This window comes from Pseudomonas sp. ASL9 (assembly GCF_056680335.1).
This window is the reverse complement of the sequence record NZ_CM155277.1, coordinates 1,892,501-1,907,846: the sequence shown is the minus strand read 5'-3', so window position 1 is coordinate 1,907,846 and position 15,346 is coordinate 1,892,501. Positions and strand designations below refer to the sequence as shown.

General features: G+C 57.4%; 16 protein-coding genes (1 of these 16 only partly in view). 11 read left to right on the top strand and 5 right to left on the bottom strand.

Translation table 11 applies throughout. The features are described from left to right. Positions 1-14 precede the first annotated feature (14 nt). Positions 15-335: a Rieske (2Fe-2S) protein gene (locus AC1ME2_RS08990; RefSeq protein ID WP_480440537.1), complete on the bottom strand. Its 321-nt coding sequence runs from the start codon at positions 333-335 to the stop codon at positions 15-17. 211 nt (positions 336-546) lie between these two features. Here AC1ME2_RS08990 and AC1ME2_RS08985 point away from each other — a divergent pair, with 211 nt between their 5' ends. The 4 genes from AC1ME2_RS08985 (at position 547) to deoC (ending at position 4,214) form a co-directional block, all read left to right on the top strand. Then, a complete protein-coding gene (locus tag AC1ME2_RS08985) occupies positions 547-1,584 on the top strand; it encodes a FecCD family ABC transporter permease (protein ID WP_480440535.1) in 1,038 nt (345 codons plus the stop codon). 22 nt (positions 1,585-1,606) lie between these two features. Further along, positions 1,607-2,374, top strand: coding sequence for a heme ABC transporter ATP-binding protein (locus AC1ME2_RS08980; RefSeq protein WP_480440533.1), 768 nt, complete (start codon positions 1,607-1,609; stop codon positions 2,372-2,374). A 12-nt stretch (positions 2,375-2,386) separates the two neighbouring features. Next, entirely contained in the window at positions 2,387-3,298 is a 912-nt protein-coding gene (locus AC1ME2_RS08975; RefSeq protein ID WP_480440532.1) for a ChaN family lipoprotein, read from the top strand. A 145-nt stretch (positions 3,299-3,443) separates the two neighbouring features. After that, positions 3,444-4,214 carry a deoxyribose-phosphate aldolase gene (deoC, locus tag AC1ME2_RS08970; protein WP_480440531.1) on the top strand — a complete coding sequence of 257 codons (771 nt, stop codon included), beginning with the start codon at positions 3,444-3,446 and terminating at the stop codon, positions 4,212-4,214. A 217-nt stretch (positions 4,215-4,431) separates the two neighbouring features. Here the strand turns inward: deoC and AC1ME2_RS08965 are convergent, their stop codons facing one another. The 3 genes from AC1ME2_RS08965 to AC1ME2_RS08955 form a co-directional block, all read right to left on the bottom strand. Continuing rightward, positions 4,432-4,701, bottom strand: a complete 270-nt coding sequence (locus tag AC1ME2_RS08965; RefSeq protein WP_480440529.1) for a TfoX/Sxy family protein — start codon at positions 4,699-4,701, stop codon at positions 4,432-4,434. A 246-nt stretch (positions 4,702-4,947) separates the two neighbouring features. Next, positions 4,948-5,292 (bottom strand): pentapeptide repeat-containing protein, encoded by a 345-nt coding sequence (locus tag AC1ME2_RS08960; RefSeq protein ID WP_480440528.1) that lies wholly within the window; start codon positions 5,290-5,292, stop codon positions 4,948-4,950. 90 nt (positions 5,293-5,382) lie between these two features. Beyond that, positions 5,383-6,927: a bifunctional aminoglycoside phosphotransferase/ATP-binding protein gene (locus tag AC1ME2_RS08955; protein ID WP_480440527.1), complete on the bottom strand. Its 1,545-nt coding sequence runs from the start codon at positions 6,925-6,927 to the stop codon at positions 5,383-5,385. A 117-nt stretch (positions 6,928-7,044) separates the two neighbouring features. On the opposite strand from AC1ME2_RS08955, the gene mrcB reads away from it, so the two are divergent. Genes mrcB through AC1ME2_RS08940 form a run of 3 tightly spaced genes read left to right on the top strand, consistent with a single transcriptional unit; the run spans position 7,045 to position 10,476 of the window. Beyond that, the gene (mrcB, locus tag AC1ME2_RS08950; protein ID WP_480440525.1) at positions 7,045-9,369 is read left to right on the top strand and encodes a penicillin-binding protein 1B; all 2,325 of its coding nucleotides are present in this window, start codon (positions 7,045-7,047) and stop codon (positions 9,367-9,369) included. A 16-nt stretch (positions 9,370-9,385) separates the two neighbouring features. Then, on the top strand, positions 9,386-10,147 hold the full coding sequence (locus AC1ME2_RS08945) for a tetratricopeptide repeat protein (RefSeq protein WP_480440523.1): 762 nt from the start codon (positions 9,386-9,388) through the stop codon (positions 10,145-10,147). Continuing rightward, the gene (locus AC1ME2_RS08940) at positions 10,147-10,476 is read left to right on the top strand and encodes a YqcC family protein (protein ID WP_480440521.1); all 330 of its coding nucleotides are present in this window, start codon (positions 10,147-10,149) and stop codon (positions 10,474-10,476) included. Before AC1ME2_RS08945 ends, AC1ME2_RS08940 begins: the two co-directional genes overlap by 1 nt. Positions 10,477-10,488: 12 nt before the next feature. Here the strand turns inward: AC1ME2_RS08940 and AC1ME2_RS08935 are convergent, their stop codons facing one another. Then, the gene (locus tag AC1ME2_RS08935; protein ID WP_480440520.1) at positions 10,489-10,914 is read right to left on the bottom strand and encodes a DUF4124 domain-containing protein; all 426 of its coding nucleotides are present in this window, start codon (positions 10,912-10,914) and stop codon (positions 10,489-10,491) included. Positions 10,915-11,318: 404 nt separating this feature from the next. Here AC1ME2_RS08935 and AC1ME2_RS08930 point away from each other — a divergent pair, with 404 nt between their 5' ends. From AC1ME2_RS08930 to pssA, 4 genes are all read left to right on the top strand, one after another. Then, the gene (locus tag AC1ME2_RS08930; RefSeq protein WP_480440518.1) at positions 11,319-13,043 is read left to right on the top strand and encodes an acetolactate synthase 3 large subunit; all 1,725 of its coding nucleotides are present in this window, start codon (positions 11,319-11,321) and stop codon (positions 13,041-13,043) included. A 2-nt stretch (positions 13,044-13,045) separates the two neighbouring features. Next, a complete protein-coding gene (gene ilvN / locus AC1ME2_RS08925; protein ID WP_219063789.1) occupies positions 13,046-13,537 on the top strand; it encodes an acetolactate synthase small subunit in 492 nt (163 codons plus the stop codon). A gap of 46 nt (positions 13,538-13,583) precedes the next feature. Next, entirely contained in the window at positions 13,584-14,600 is a 1,017-nt protein-coding gene (gene ilvC, locus AC1ME2_RS08920) for a ketol-acid reductoisomerase (protein ID WP_480440516.1), read from the top strand. Positions 14,601-14,755: 155 nt separating this feature from the next. Beyond that, positions 14,756-15,346, top strand: the 5' portion of a protein-coding gene (gene pssA / locus AC1ME2_RS08915) for a CDP-diacylglycerol--serine O-phosphatidyltransferase (RefSeq protein ID WP_480440514.1). It continues 267 nt past the right edge of the window; only the first 591 of its 858 coding nucleotides appear in the window; the start codon lies at positions 14,756-14,758; its stop codon lies beyond the right edge, outside the window.

Sequence of the window (15,346 nt, the reverse complement as noted above, 5' to 3'; positions counted from 1 at the left end):
AACGTCAACAGATCCTAGGGCAGGCTGACCCAGATCCCGTCCGGGTCCTCGCGGCAGGCTATCGCGCTTAACGATTGCCCTGCGCAAGGCCCGGCCACACATTCTCCGTTTTCAATCAAAAACAGTGCGCCATGGGTCGCACACTGGATCAGGCTCGCGCTGGCATCGAGAAATTGATCGGGTTGCCACTCCAGCGGTACACCGCGATGCGGGCATCGATTGTGGTAAACGAAGACGTGCCCCTCCCGGCGTATCGCCAGCAGTTTGAGACCGTTGAGGTCAAAGCCGCGACTTTGGGATTCAGTCAGGTACTCTGCGGCGCAGAGATATTTCATGGTTGGCTCCGATCGCCAGTAAGTTCAGCCAAGACTCGATAGTGTCGCAGCTCTGGTGGTTTGATGCTGCCTCTTGAAAACGGGTCGCAGTAAAAACTCAAAGGAACCTCGTTATGCCCCTGCGTGCCAGCCTCATCAGTCTCTGTGCCGGATTTTTCGTTAACCAAATGTCTTCGGTTGCTAACGGCCCGACGGCAGAGTTGTCACCGCCATGAAAGTTTTAGTGCAACCACGTGTGCTGTTCATCGGCTTGGGCGTGGTGTGCTTTATTGCGTTTTGGTTATCCCTGGCACTGGGCCCTGTCAGTTTGCCGCTGACCGACACCCTGCGAGCAGGTTTGCGTCTGCTTGGCTTGCCGGTGTCAGGCGCAGGCCTGGAGCAGGCAGAGCTGATCCTCGGCCAGATCCGTTTACCGCGCACGCTTCTGGGACTGGCCGTCGGGGCGGTGCTGGCGTTGACCGGCGTTGCCATGCAAGGCCTTTTTCGAAACCCGTTGGCCGATCCCGGGCTGGTCGGTGTTTCCAGCGGTGCGGCCTTGGGGGCTGCGATTGCGATTGTCTGCGGTTCGGTTTTTGGAGGGTTGCCGGAAGTGTTCGCGCCCTATGTGTTGTCGCTATGTGCGTTTGTCGGCGGACTGGGTGTCACCGCGATGGTCTACCGATTGGGCCGACGTGATGGGCAGACCAGTGTCGCGGTCATGCTATTGGCGGGTGTCGCACTGACCGCATTGGCCGGCTCGACCATCGGCCTGTTTACCTACCTGGCCGATGACGCCACCTTGCGCACACTGACATTCTGGAACCTTGGCAGCCTCAACGGCGCCAGCTACGTCCGATTGTGGCCTTTGCTGTTGGTCTGCGTGCTGATCATCAGTTGGCTGCCGCGTCGCGCCAAGGCGCTGAATGCCTTGTTGCTGGGGGAGTCTGAAGCCCGGCATTTGGGGGTCGACGTCGAAAAGCTCAAGCGTGAACTTATTTTTTGTACCGCGTTGGGTGTGGGTGCTGCGGTGGCGGCGGCTGGCATGATTGGTTTTATCGGACTGATCGTGCCGCATCTGGTGCGCTTGTTAACGGGGCCTGATCATCGAGTGCTGTTGCCTGCTTCGGCGTTGGCGGGGGCCAGTCTGTTGTTGTTCGCCGATCTCTTGGCGCGTTTGGTGTTGGCGCCAGCTGAACTGCCGATTGGTATCGTGACCGCGTTTTTGGGTGCGCCGTTCTTTTTGTACCTACTGGTACGTGGACGTACCTGATGTTGCTGCGAGGATGCACCTGATGTTATGCACCGAAAACCTGCACATTCGACGCGGCACGAAAACGGTATTGACGGACATCACCCTGGACCTTCGTCCGGGGGAGGTGCTGGGCGTGCTGGGCCCCAACGGTGCGGGTAAAAGTACTTTGCTGGGGGCGTTGTGTGGTGAGCTGAAGCCCGCGCAGGGTCAGGTCTGGCTGGATCAAAAACCCTTGGCCGACTGGGACGGGTCGGCGCGGGCACGGCGTTTGGCTGTATTGCCGCAAAGCTCGACGTTGAGTTTCTCTTTTCGGGTGGAAGAGGTGGTGGCAATGGGTCGTTTGCCCCATGACAGTGGCAGGGCGCGCGATGCCGACGTCATTCACGCGGCCTTGATGGCTGCGGATGCGGCACACCTACAGGGGCGCAGTTACATGGCCTTGTCGGGTGGCGAACGCCAACGCGTTCATCTGGCACGGGTGCTGGCACAGTTGTGGCCGGGTGAAAGTGGCCAGACGTTATTGCTGGATGAGCCAACATCAATGCTCGACCCTCTGCATCAACACACCACCTTACAAGCAGTCCGCGAATTTGCCGACCGTGGGACGGCGGTGATGGTTATCCTGCACGACTTGAATCTGGCGGCGCGCTACTGTGACCGTCTACTGTTGTTGGAGAGTGGTCACGCTCATTCGCTGGGCAGTCCTGCCGTCGTTCTCCAGCCTGAGCCGCTCAAAGCGGTCTTCGGTCTGGAGGTATTGGTGCAATGCCATCCTGAGCGTGGGCACCCCCTGATCATCGCCCGATAAAAGGCAGACTTGATGCTTCGTTTGCGCTCGATTGTGGTGTTTGTCGTGGTATTGGCTGCGCTAAACGCTTGCCAAGCGACAGCTCCCTTGCGGAATATACCGGCTTGGCAAAACCCTCTTGATCGTGTGGACCCAGGCATGATTCGTGATTTAAACAGCGGTCGGGAACTGACACCGCAGCAACTGGCTGACCGTTTGGCGCAGGCATCGCGCGTCCTTGTCGGTGAGCAACACGACAACCCCGATCACCATGCTTTGCAGCTATGGCTCTTGCAAGCTCTGACTGACCGGCGTACGCAAGGCAGCCTGCTGCTGGAGATGCTCAACCCTGACCAGCAAGCGAAGGTTGATGCGGTCCACGCAGACTTCAAAAATTCGAAGGCCCCTGCTGATCTGCCCGTCACTCTGGCGTGGCAAAAGAGTTGGGACTGGGCGCTCTACGGGCCGGTCGTACGCTTTGCCTTGGGGCAGCCTTATCCGTTGCTGGCGGCGAACCTGGACGCAGACGAAATCATGGCGATCTACACGCAAGTGCCGACACTGGCCGGCGTACAGTCGACCGCCCCGGCGGTGCGCGAGCAATTGCTGAATCAGATTCGCGAATCTCATTGTGGTTTGCTGCCGGAAGAGCACATGCCTGCGATGCTCGCGGTCCAGCAACAGCGAGACAGGCGCATGGCTCAGAGGCTGCTTGCCGCACCTCTGCCCGCGCTGCTGTTTGCGGGCACTTACCATGTGCGCAAGGACATCGGTGTACCCCTGCATCTTCTGGATCTGGGCGTCAGTAAAGGCACCGTTGTGCTGCTTCTGGCACAAACCGGGGCGCAGGTGGCGCCAGGTGCTGCCGATTACGTCTGGTACACCCCTGCTTTGCCTGCGCAGGATTACTGCGCGCAGTGGCGGGATCAGATTAAAAAGCCTTGAGCGACGCGGTCTTGGCATGCATAGGCATGTTTTCATTCGGACTCTTCCCTTAGTTCTGTAGTCCCTGTCCCTGTTCGACGTTTGATCAAGATTGGAGCGTTGGCCTCGTTTATTGTCTCGGCTGTTGTACAAGGGGCAGAACAGGATGAAAGAAATGATTTCTCAAGATGAGCAGCTGGCTCGTCAAATGATCGGATTGCTTGATCTGACCACGCTCAACGCCGATGACACTGAAGAGCGCATCATCGCCCTCTGCCAGCGAGCGCTCACGCCAGTGGGGGCGGTCGCTGCGGTGTGTGTCTATCCGCGCTTTGTGCAACTGGCGCGGCGTACCTTGAATGACTTGCACGCGGACGCTGTGCGCGTCACTGCCGTCGCCAACTTTCCATATGGCAGTCCTAACATTCAATCAGCTGTTTCCGAAACCAGGGCGGCCCTGGCCTCCGGTGCCGATGAAATCGACCTGATGTACCCCTATCGCACCTTGCTTACCGGCGATCAGCAAGTGGCGATGGACTTGGTCGCTGCGTGTAAAGCGGCCTGTGGCGAGCGGGCGCTACTCAAGGTCATTCTGGAAACCGGTGAATTGAAAGACCCGCAGATTATCCGCAAGGCCTGTGTGGACGTGATCGCTGCGGGCGCTGACTTCATTGAGACCAGTTCCGGCAAAGTCATCGTCAATGCGACGCCACAGGCCGGGCGGATCATATTGGAGGTGATCGCCGAAGTGGGTGGGCAGGCCGGAATCAAAGCAGCGGGAGGGATTCGTACGTTCGAGGATGCGCGGGTGTATCTCGATCTGGCGCGTGCCCGCTTCGGCCCGCATTGGGTCAATGTCAATCGTGTGCGGCTAGGCGCTTCGAGTTTGCTTGATGACGTATTGACCCGGCTAGGGGTGCTGGCACCGGGGCACTAGAAGAACTCGGTGTCGGGTCTTTTTTATAGGCAAAAAAAGACCCGGCAAAAAGCCGGGTCAATAACCGTGATTAGCCTGATGAGGAGACAATCCGAGAGCCCGAACCACTGGTCTTTCAGATCATCGACCAGTCTCGCGACCAGATGTTGCAATAATAACGATTATCATTTGCATGTCAATGTTCGGTTAAAAACTAATTTCAATGGGCGGACTTTTACTATCTGTGGTGCAACGAAAGCGCATCCAACTGCTCGTTCAGCGCTTGTTTGCGTTCGATCGGAATGTCATTCCAATGCATGTCCAGCAATGCTCCTTCAATGGCATAGAGCAGCACTTTCGATGCCCGAAAACCTCGAGTGCGTACCGCATTGTAAGCATTCACCGCGCCTAGCCGACGCAAATCGGAAGCGTTGTGAATACCCGCTGCATGGAGCCATTGGGCAGACGTTTTCCCGAGGTTTTTCAAGTGTTGCAGCTCATCGTTCATCATGCCTCCTTGCGATGGTTGAGCACTGCGCTGGGTTTGCTGTGTCAGCAAATCTGAAAGGAGTGTAGCGGGCAGTTGAAAAAACGCTGGGCTATTGATTTCGCAGGCTAAAGTGCGGCCATGCAGGTGTTGCTCGAGAGGGACTCAAGCCAGGTGGGTAAGGGGGGCGTCGCGGAGATGCGCAGGGGAGATGTGTAGCGCGATCCGGTCCGCACGATAGAACGTGCGGACCGAATTATAGGGCGATCATTTGCTTTTGTAGCGCAACCGAGTGCCGAAGTTGACGGACATCAGAATCTCATCCGCCGTCAGTTCTACCGGGAAAAAAGCCCCGGAGATCTGTGCATGGCCAAGGCTGGCACCTTCCATTGCGCAGTGGCGCAGATCTACGCCGCGCAGGTCTGCGGAGCGGAAATAGGCATCCGTGAAATCGACGCCGGTGGCGTCCAGCCTGCGAAGGTCCAGACCACGGAAATCACCACCGGCAAGATCTGTGGTGCCTGTCTTTGGCTTCTGCTCATTGAAAGCGGTGATGTCGTCGTGGTGCAGAAGAGCATAGAGCGGGGAGTCGAGCAGCTTTGGCTGGCTCATTGGGCATCTCCTGTTGGAATTATGGCGCCAGTATAGTGCCACTATTTTTAAGCCGTGAAGCGTTAACTGCATCACGGCTTAAAGAATCGCTTACAGGCCCGGCAACTGTTGACGGATATGGGCAATCAGACCGTCCAGATCAGCGCTGTTATTGGTCTCGACGCGTTTGCTACGCAGAATCTCATCAGCACCCAAGGCTTCACGATGGGCTTGCTGAGCTTCGATCACTTCCATGGTAGCGTCGGACGGATCAACATTTTGCGTCTGGCGTTGCGCCAGCCAACCCGCGATCACCGCGTGTGGCGCGTTGCAATCAAGGATCAGGAACGGCGCCCCCGAGGCTTCGGCGGCTTTTGCAGCGGCGTCGCGTTGCTCGCGCTTGAGGTAGGTTGCGTCGATCACTACAGGAAAGCCTGAGCGCAACACGCTGTCGGCCAGTTGGTGCAGATGGGTGTAGGTGGCGACGCTGGCGTCTGCACTATAAAGGCCGTCATTCTCGCTGTGTTTGCCGAAAAGACGTTTGCGTTCGACGTCAGAGCGCAAGCGAATCGCGCCTAATGCTTCCACCAGACGCATCGCCACGTGGCTTTTGCCGACGGCGGAAACGCCGTGGGTAATCACCAGGAAACGTGACGGGATGGCGCTGTAGCTTTCTGCCAGGTTGGCATAGTTACGGTATTGACGCAGGGTGTTGGCGCGTTGCACAGGATCGGCGTGATCCGGCAGGCTGAACAGCGCAACCTTGGCCCGAACCAGCGCACGATAGGCTTTGTAGAAATTCAGCAGCTCCAGGCCCTGATAGTCGCCGGTCAGCTCCAGGTACTGGCTAATGAAGCGCCGTGACAGGGATTTCAGGCCGCGGTCTTCCAAGTCCATGGCCAGGAACGCGATGTCGGCATAGACATCAGTAAACCGGAAGGGCTCGTTGAATTCGATGCAGTCGAAAATGACCACCTTGCCGTCGATCAGCGTGGCATTGCCCAAGTGAATATCACCATGGCATTCGCGAATGAAGCCTGCAGCCTTGCGTTGAGCGAAAAGGTCTTTAAGTCGTTCGAAGCTGCTTTGTGCCCAAGCCTGCAACGCATCCAACTGCTGCAAGTCAGCTTTGTCACTGATCAAAGGGCGGATTTGTTCGAAGTTTTGCAGGACCGGCGCCATCACGCTTTCAGGCGTGCCCTGCGCATGCTCCAGCGGAACGTGCGGGGCGTTGATGTGGAACTCGGCAATCAGTTTGGCCATCTCGTCGATGTGCGAGGTGGTCAATTCACTATTAGCCTGCAGCGTGCTGAGCAACTGGCTTTGCGGGAACTGGCGCATTTTGAGCGCGTATTCAATCACCTCGCCATCGCCGCCCCATTGCGGCGCTTCAACGCTGCCGGTAATCGGCAGAACGTCCAGGTACAAATCGTTAGTCAGGCGTTGGTTCAGGCGCAGCTCTTCGCGACAAAAGTGCTCGCGGGCTGGCAGGGTGGTGAAATCGAGGAAGCCGAAGTTGACCGGCTTCTTGATTTTGTACGCGTAGGGGCCGGTGAGCAGCACCCACGAGATATGCGTCTCAATGACCTGGAAACCTTCTACCGGATGCGGATAGAGGGCCGGGTTTTGCAGGGCGGCAATCAGGGACTGGCTCACAGGCGATCCTTCAAGGGTTTGAAATTCGAGGCCGCCATTATGGCGACTCATGGCCGCGCTGCAAACCGCTAGAAGCGCGTCTGCGGATCCTCGATAAAGTGCGTATAATCCGCCGCCATGACTCGTACCCGCACTTCCCGCACCCCAAAAAAACCCGCTTCTGGCGGTCTTCGCACCTGGTTTGGCTGGGCCCTGAAGCTCGGGCTTGTCGGTCTTGTTGTGCTGGCCGGCTTTGCGGTCTATCTCGACGCCGTGGTCCAGGAGAAGTTTTCTGGCAAGCGCTGGACGATTCCGGCCAAGGTTTATGCCCGTCCGTTGGAGCTGTTCGTCGGACAAAAGCTTTCTCAGGTAGATTTCTTGACTGAGCTCGACGCCTTGGGTTATCGCCGTGAAAGCATCGCCAATGGTCCCGGCGCGGCGGCGGTGAGTGGCAGCACAGTCGATCTCAATACTCGTGGTTTTCAGTTCTATGAAGGCACTGACACCGCGCAGCAAGTCAGCGTGCGGTTCTCGGGCGACTATGTGGCCGGGTTGTCGGCGCCTAATGGTTCGAAACTGTCGGTCGCCCGTCTTGAGCCGTTATTGATCGGTGGGCTTTACCCGAAGAACCTTGAAGACCGCATCCTGATCAAGCTTGATCAAGCGCCGCCTTATTTGCTCGATACCCTGATCACCGTCGAAGACCGGGATTTCTATCACCACTTTGGTGTGTCGCCCAAGTCGATCGCCCGGGCGTTCTGGGTCAATGCGTCTGCCGGGCAGATGCGCCAGGGCGGGAGCACGCTGACGCAGCAGTTGGTCAAGAACTTCTACCTGACCAACGAACGCAGCCTCAACCGGAAGCTGAACGAAGCCATGATGGCGATGCTGCTGGAGGTGCATTACAGCAAGCAGGAAATTCTCGAGGCGTATCTCAATGAGGTCTTCCTTGGGCAGGACGGACAGCGTGCGGTCCACGGCTTCGGCCTTGCCAGCCAGTATTTCTTCAGTCAGCCGCTGTCCGAACTGAAACTGCATCAAGTAGCGCTGCTGGTCGGCATGGTCAAAGGCCCGTCCTATTACAATCCGCGTCGCTATCCCGACCGCGCAATGGAGCGCCGCAATCTGGTGCTCGATCTTCTGGAGCAGCAAGGCGTGGCGACGCCGGAAGTTGTTGCTGCGGCCAAGAAGATGCCATTGGGCGTGTCCAAGGTGGGCAGCCTGGCAGACAGCTCGTTCCCCGGTTTCCTGGATCTGGTCAAACGGCAGTTGCGTGAAGACTACCGCGACGAAGATTTGACCGAAGAAGGCCTGCGTATTTTCACCAGCTTTGATCCGATCCTGCAGATGAAGTCAGAAGCTGCGGTCAATGAGACGTTCAAGAAGCTGGCGGGTCGCAAGGGTTCCGAGGATGTGGAAGCGGCGATGGTCGTGACCAATCCGGAAACCGGCGAAGTCCAGGCGTTGGTCGGTAGCCGTCAGGCCGGGTATGCCGGGTTCAACCGGGCGATCGATGCCGTGCGCCCGATTGGGTCGCTGGTCAAGCCAGCCATCTACCTCACGGCCCTTGAGCGTCCAAGCCAGTACACCCTGACCAGTTGGGTGGCTGACGAACCGTTCTCGGTCAAAGGTGCAGATGGTCAGATATGGAAACCTCAGAACTACGACCGTAAAGCTCACGGCAACATTTTCCTGTACCAGGGGTTGGCGCATTCCTACAACTTGTCCACGGCCAAACTGGGGCTCGAACTGGGTGTGCCGAATGTGTTCAAGACCTTGGCCAAGTTGGGTGTGACCCGTGAATGGCCTGCGTATCCGTCGATGTTGCTGGGCGCGGGCGGGCTCAGCCCGATGGAAGTAGCAACCATGTACCAAACCATTGCCAATGGTGGCTTCAATACGCCGATGCGCGGTATTCGTAGCGTATTGACCGCCGAGGGCGAACCGCTCAAGCGCTATCCGTTCCAGATTCAGCAGCGCTTTGATCCAGGCTCGATTTACCTGGTACAGAATGCGATGCAGCGCGTCATGCGCGAAGGCACGGGTAAGTCGGTGTATAGCCAACTGCCAAGCTCACTGAACCTGGCGGGCAAAACCGGCACCAGTAATGATTCGCGTGACAGTTGGTTCGCCGGTTTCAGTCAGGATTTGCTGGCGGTTGTCTGGGTGGGCCGGGACGATAACGGCAAAACCCCGTTCACCGGCGCGACCGGCGCGTTGCAGATATGGACAAGCTTCATGCGCAAGGCCGATCCACTTTCATTGGATACGCCGCTGCCGGAGAACGTGGTACAGGCCTGGATCAATTCCAGCACAGGTCAAGGCTCCGATTCGACCTGCCCGAATGCGGTCCAGATGCCGTATATTCGCGGCAGTGAACCAGCACCCGGCCCAGCCTGTGGCAGTGGTAGCCCGGCCTCGCCTGATTCGGTGATGGATTGGGTCAAGGGCTGGTTGAATTAAGCAAAGAGGATGTGATGTGAATAAGTGGTGGATTCCTGCGGTAACGGCTTTAGCTTTGCTTAATGGGTGTGCCAGCGTGCAACGTGGCTCAATTCCGGTCGAGGATTCCGGTAGCAAGGTCTCTAACAGTGAGCGGGTCTCGGCCAATCGCGCCTATCGGCCCGGCGCCGCTCAGACGCAGAAACCGCAAGCCATGCCGCAAGATTCCGGCGTAATGGTGATGGTGCCTAGCGGTGGTGGCTCAGCGCCGATGACGTATGCAGCGCCGATCAATACCGCGCCGATCAACACCAGCCCGATCGATACATCGCCCATCAACCCGGCGCCGATGAATCAGGCGCCAATGAACTCTGCGCCGATGAATCAGGCTCCGAGCAACACCGGTAGTTACTATGCGCCGGCGCCTGCACCGAGCGGTATCCCGAGTGGTGGCGGCTTGTCTGCGGACGAGCAGCTGGATGGCCCGGTCCTGTCGTTGCTCACTACCGCTCAGCAGCAACAGTCCAGCGGCGACCTCAATGGCGCCTCGTCGAGTCTGGAGCGCGCCCAGCGTGTCGCACCTCGTGAGCCGCAAGTCCTTTATCGTCTGGCGCAAGTGCGTCTGGCGCAAGGGGATGCGGCACAAGCAGAACAACTTGCTCGCCGTGGCCTGACGTATGCCAATGGGCGACCTAGCCTGCAGGCAAGCCTGTGGGGTTTGATTGCCCAATCGCGTGAAAAGCAGGGTGATCCGGCAGGCGCAGCGCTGGCACGCCAGAAAGCCAAGGTCGGCTCCTGATGGATGGGCGCTTCCCTCAGGTCGCCGAGCAATTGCTGCTGATCGAGCGCGAATTGCGTGTGCTGGGCTGGTGGAGTGAGTCGCCACCCAGTGCGCAGGCGCTGGCCAGTCGCGAGCCTTTTTGCGTGGATACGCTGGAGTTCCAGCAGTGGTTGCAGTGGATTTTTTTGCCGCGGATGAAAGTCATCCTTGAGCAGGATCTGCCACTGCCCAATGCGTCGGGTATTCTGGACATGGCCGAGATGGTCTACGCGAGCCGTCAGCGTGAGGCTCGTGTTCTTCAGCAATTGCTGGCCCGGTTCGACCAAGTGATCGCCGAGGTCAGTTAACGCTCGGAGCGTTTACTGACAGTTGTCCTTGATGGCCTTTTCATTTTCGGCCATTCGGGTCTGGCGCTCCTCCTCGGTCAAACGCCTCACCTCTCCCTTTACCTCCTCACGCAGGCGCGGATTGTTCTGAAGCTGGACGAGATTGGTCCTTACGTCTTCGCAATACTTCGCCCGCTTGGCTTCCTGCACCGCAATCTGCTTTTTGACTTTGCTTTCAATTGCTTTCTGGTCGCCCTGCACGCTGCCTGTCGACGGGGAGGGTGGGGGAGGCGCTGGCGGAGCCTTCTGGACATCAATCTGTTGCGTCGTCTGACCTGCGGGTGGCTGCGCATCAAAATGAGTCTGGCCTTGAGCATCGACCCATTTGTAGATCTGGCCGGCCTGGCTGGCGGCGCTCAATGTAAACAAAAGAACGGCCGCTACGATCCTGTAGTACATAGTGCTTCCTTCAGTGACTGTGCACCTCGCAACCTACCATAACTGCACCGCGGTAGCCGTCATTCAGTGATTTTTCATGCTGTTGGTCAGAAGAAAACGCACGGATGACTTGACTTGAAGAGGTCTAATCACAACAATCCAACGTTCGCTGTAGAGGGACTGCCAGAAGCAGGCCATCTCGGTAGATCATGAGGCGCACATCCGCGTCGACCTGTAACACCCGCAACGCGTTACCTCGCGCTGGGTGGGAACGCCCCGCAAACACTTTGGGGACCTCCCAATACTTGCTCAGTCAGTGCTGACGTAGTCGGCGACCACCGTCGCTCATGCTCTGCTAGCAGTAAACCTATTAAGACCCGTCCCTTTTTGGTGGGCGGTATTCTGGCGTTTTTGAGGTGAACAACGTGGAGCTTTTATCTGGCGCTGAAATGGTCGTCCGCTTTTTGCGTGACGAAGGCGTTAAGCATATTTATGGGTACCCAGGCGGTGCCCTCCTGCATATTTACGACGCGCTGTTCAAAGAACCAGCTGTGACTCACATCCTGGTTCGTCATGAGCAAGCAGCAACCCACATGGCTGACGGCTACGCCCGTGCCACCGGCAAAGCCGGTGTGGTACTGGTGACTTCAGGCCCAGGTGCGACCAACGCCATCACGGGCATCGCGACCGCCTACATGGACTCGATCCCGATGGTGATCCTGTCTGGCCAGGTCCCGAGCAACATGGTCGGCACCGACGCGTTCCAGGAGACCGATATGATCGGTATCTCCCGGCCGATCGTGAAGCACAGCTTCATGATCAAAAGCGCTGCGGAAATTCCTGAGGTGCTGAAGAAAGCGTTCTACCTGGCGCAATCCGGTCGTCCTGGTCCGGTGGTGGTCGATATCCCGAAAGATATGACCAACCCGGCTGAGAAGTTCGAATACATCTTTCCGAAAAAAGCCAAGCTGCGCTCGTACAGTCCGGCTGTCCGTGGGCACTCGGGGCAGATTCGCAAGGCAGTGGAAATGCTGTTGGCGGCCAAGCGGCCGATCATCTACGCTGGCGGCGGTGTCATTCTGGGCCATGGCTCTGCGCCATTGACCGAACTGGCGCAGCTGTTGAACGTACCGGTTACCAATACCTTGATGGGGCTTGGCGCTTACCCCGGCAACGACCGACAGTTTCTCGGCATGCTGGGCATGCACGGCAGCTATACCGCCAACCTGGCCATGCACCACGCTGACGTGATCCTTGCGGTCGGCGCACGGTTCGATGATCGCGTGATCAACGGCCCGGCGAAATTTTGCCCGAATGCCAAGATCATCCACATCGATATCGATCCGGCTTCGATTTCCAAAACGATCAAGGCTGACGTTCCTATCGTCGGCCCGGTAGAGAGCGTGTTGACCGAAATGGTCGCCACCCTCAAGGAAATCGGCGAAACCCCTGACAAGGAATCGGTCGCCAGTTGGTGGAAGCAGGTTGATGAGTGGCGCGCTGATCGCGACATGTTCCCTTACAGCAAGGGTGACGGCAGCATCATCAAGCCGCAGACCGTGATCGAGACGCTCAGCGAAGTCACCCGTGGCGATGCCTATGTGACCTCCGACGTGGGCCAGCACCAAATGTTCGCGGCGCAATACTATCGCTTCAACAAGCCTAACCGCTGGATCAACTCCGGCGGTCTGGGCACCATGGGCTTCGGTTTCCCGGCGGCCATGGGCGTCAAGCTGAACTTTCCGGATGCGGATGTCGCTTGCGTGACGGGTGAAGGTAGTATTCAGATGAATATTCAGGAGCTGTCGACCTGCTTGCAGTACGACTTGCCGGTGAAGATCGTCAACCTGAACAACGGCGCGCTGGGTATGGTGCGTCAGTGGCAGGACATGAACTACGGCGCTCGTCACTCACATTCCTACATGGAGTCTTTGCCGGATTTCGTAAAACTGGCTGAAGCCTATGGGCATGTCGGTATGCGCATCACTGAGTTGAAAGATTTGAAGCCGATGATGGAAGAAGCCTTCGCCATGAAGGACCGCCTGGTGTTCCTTGATATCAAGGTTGATACCAGCGAGCACGTTTACCCGATGCAGATCAAAGACGGCTCCATGCGCGATATGTGGCTGAGCAAGACGGAGCGGACTTAATCATGCGGCACATCATTTCTCTTTTGCTGGAAAACGAACCCGGTGCGTTGTCTCGTGTTGTGGGCCTGTTTTCACAACGCAACTACAACATCGAAAGCCTGACGGTGGCACCCACCGAAGACCCGACCCTGTCGCGTCTGACGCTGACCACCGTGGGACACGATGAGGTGATCGAGCAGATCACCAAAAACCTCAACAAATTGATTGAAGTGGTCAAGTTGGTCGATCTGTCTGAAAGCGCGCACATCGAACGCGAGCTGATGCTGGTCAAGGTCAAGGCTACCGGTGCCCAGCGCGCCGAGATCAAGCGCACCACGGATATTTTTCGTGGGCAGATCGTCGACGTCTCCAGTAGCGTGTACACCGTGCAACTGACCGGAACGAGCGATAAGCTGGACAGCTTCATTCAGGCCATCGGCACTTCGGCGATCCTGGAAACAGTACGCAGTGGCGTGACGGGCATTGCCCGTGGCGACAAAGTGCTGAGCATTTAACTCATTTAGAAAATGGCCTGAACGGCCAAGATAACAGGGGAATTTCATGAAAGTTTATTACGACAAAGACTGCGACCTTTCGATCATCCAGGGCAAAAAAGTGGCCATCATCGGTTACGGTTCCCAAGGCCACGCTCAAGCGTGCAACCTGAAAGACTCCGGCGTAGATGTCACTGTTGGTCTGCGCAAGGGTTCGGCTACTGTCGCCAAGGCTGAAGCTCATGGCTTGAAGGTGACTGACGTTGCTTCCGCTGTGGCTGCTGCTGATCTGGTCATGATCCTGACCCCGGATGAATTCCAGTCCCAGTTGTACCGCGATGAAGTTGAGCCGAACCTGAAGAAGGGCGCAACCCTGGCCTTCTCCCACGGCTTCGCGATCCACTACAATCAGGTCGTGCCACGTGCTGACCTCGACGTGATCATGATCGCGCCAAAAGCACCGGGTCACACCGTGCGCTCCGAGTTTGTCAAAGGCGCTGGTATCCCTGACCTGATCGCGATCTACCAGGACGCATCCGGCAACGCCAAAAACGTTGCCCTGTCCTACGCCTCGGGCGTTGGCGGTGGCCGTACCGGTATCATCGAAACGACCTTCAAAGACGAAACCGAAACCGACCTGTTTGGCGAACAAGCCGTACTGTGCGGCGGTACCGTTGAACTGGTCAAAGCTGGTTTCGAAACCCTGGTTGAAGCTGGCTACGCGCCAGAAATGGCCTACTTCGAATGCTTGCACGAACTGAAGCTGATCGTTGACCTCATGTACGAAGGCGGTATCGCCAACATGAACTATTCGATCTCGAACAACGCTGAGTACGGCGAATACGTGACCGGTCCGGAAGTTATCAACGCCGAATCGCGTCAGGCCATGCGCAACGCCCTGAAACGCATTCAGGACGGCGAATACGCCAAAATGTTCATCAGCGAAGGTGCTACTGGCTACCCTTCGATGACTGCCAAGCGTCGTAACAACGCTAATCACGGCATCGAAATCATCGGTGAAAAACTGCGTTCCATGATGCCGTGGATTGCAGCGAACAAGATCGTCGACAAAACCAAGAACTGATTTCAGCGCTCTGGTTTCTGTTGTAGGAAAACGCGGCTTCGGCCGCGTTTTTTCGTTATGACTGCCCGCTTCTGGTATAAAGCTGCATCGTTTGATGACGAACCCTCGTCGCAAGCATCTGTCGAAACTCTCCACCCCGTTGCAAGGTATTGTCCATGAGCGAACGTCCCGAAGAGCCAAGCCAGGCCTCTGACGCCGAAAGCCTGCTACCGATCGATGAGCACATTGAAGAAGGGCATGATGCCGAAGGGCGTAAGGTCCGGCATCGTGGTATCTATCTGTTGCCTAATCTGTTCACTACAGCGAACCTTTTTGCTGGCTTCTATTCCATCATCAGTTCGATGAGCGCTCAGAGCGCGTTGAGTGCTGGCGATCAGGCAGGGGCGAGCAAGTATTTTGCCTTTGCCGCTATCGCCATTTTCGTCGCGATGGTACTCGACGGTCTTGATGGTCGTGTCGCACGCATGACCAATACTCAGAGCGCCTTCGGTGCCGAGTACGACTCGCTCGCCGATATGGTTGCCTTTGGTGTCGCGCCAGCCTTGTTGGCGTTTGGCTGGGCATTGGGTGACATGGGTAAGGTCGGCTGGATGGTCGCCTTCATCTATGTCGCCGGTGCTGCACTACGTCTGGCCCGTTTCAACACTCAAGTCGGCAAGGCTGATAAGCGCTACTTCATTGGCTTGGCCAGTCCGGCCGCGGCGGGTGTTGTGGCAGGAACAGTCTGGGCCTTCAGTGATTACGGC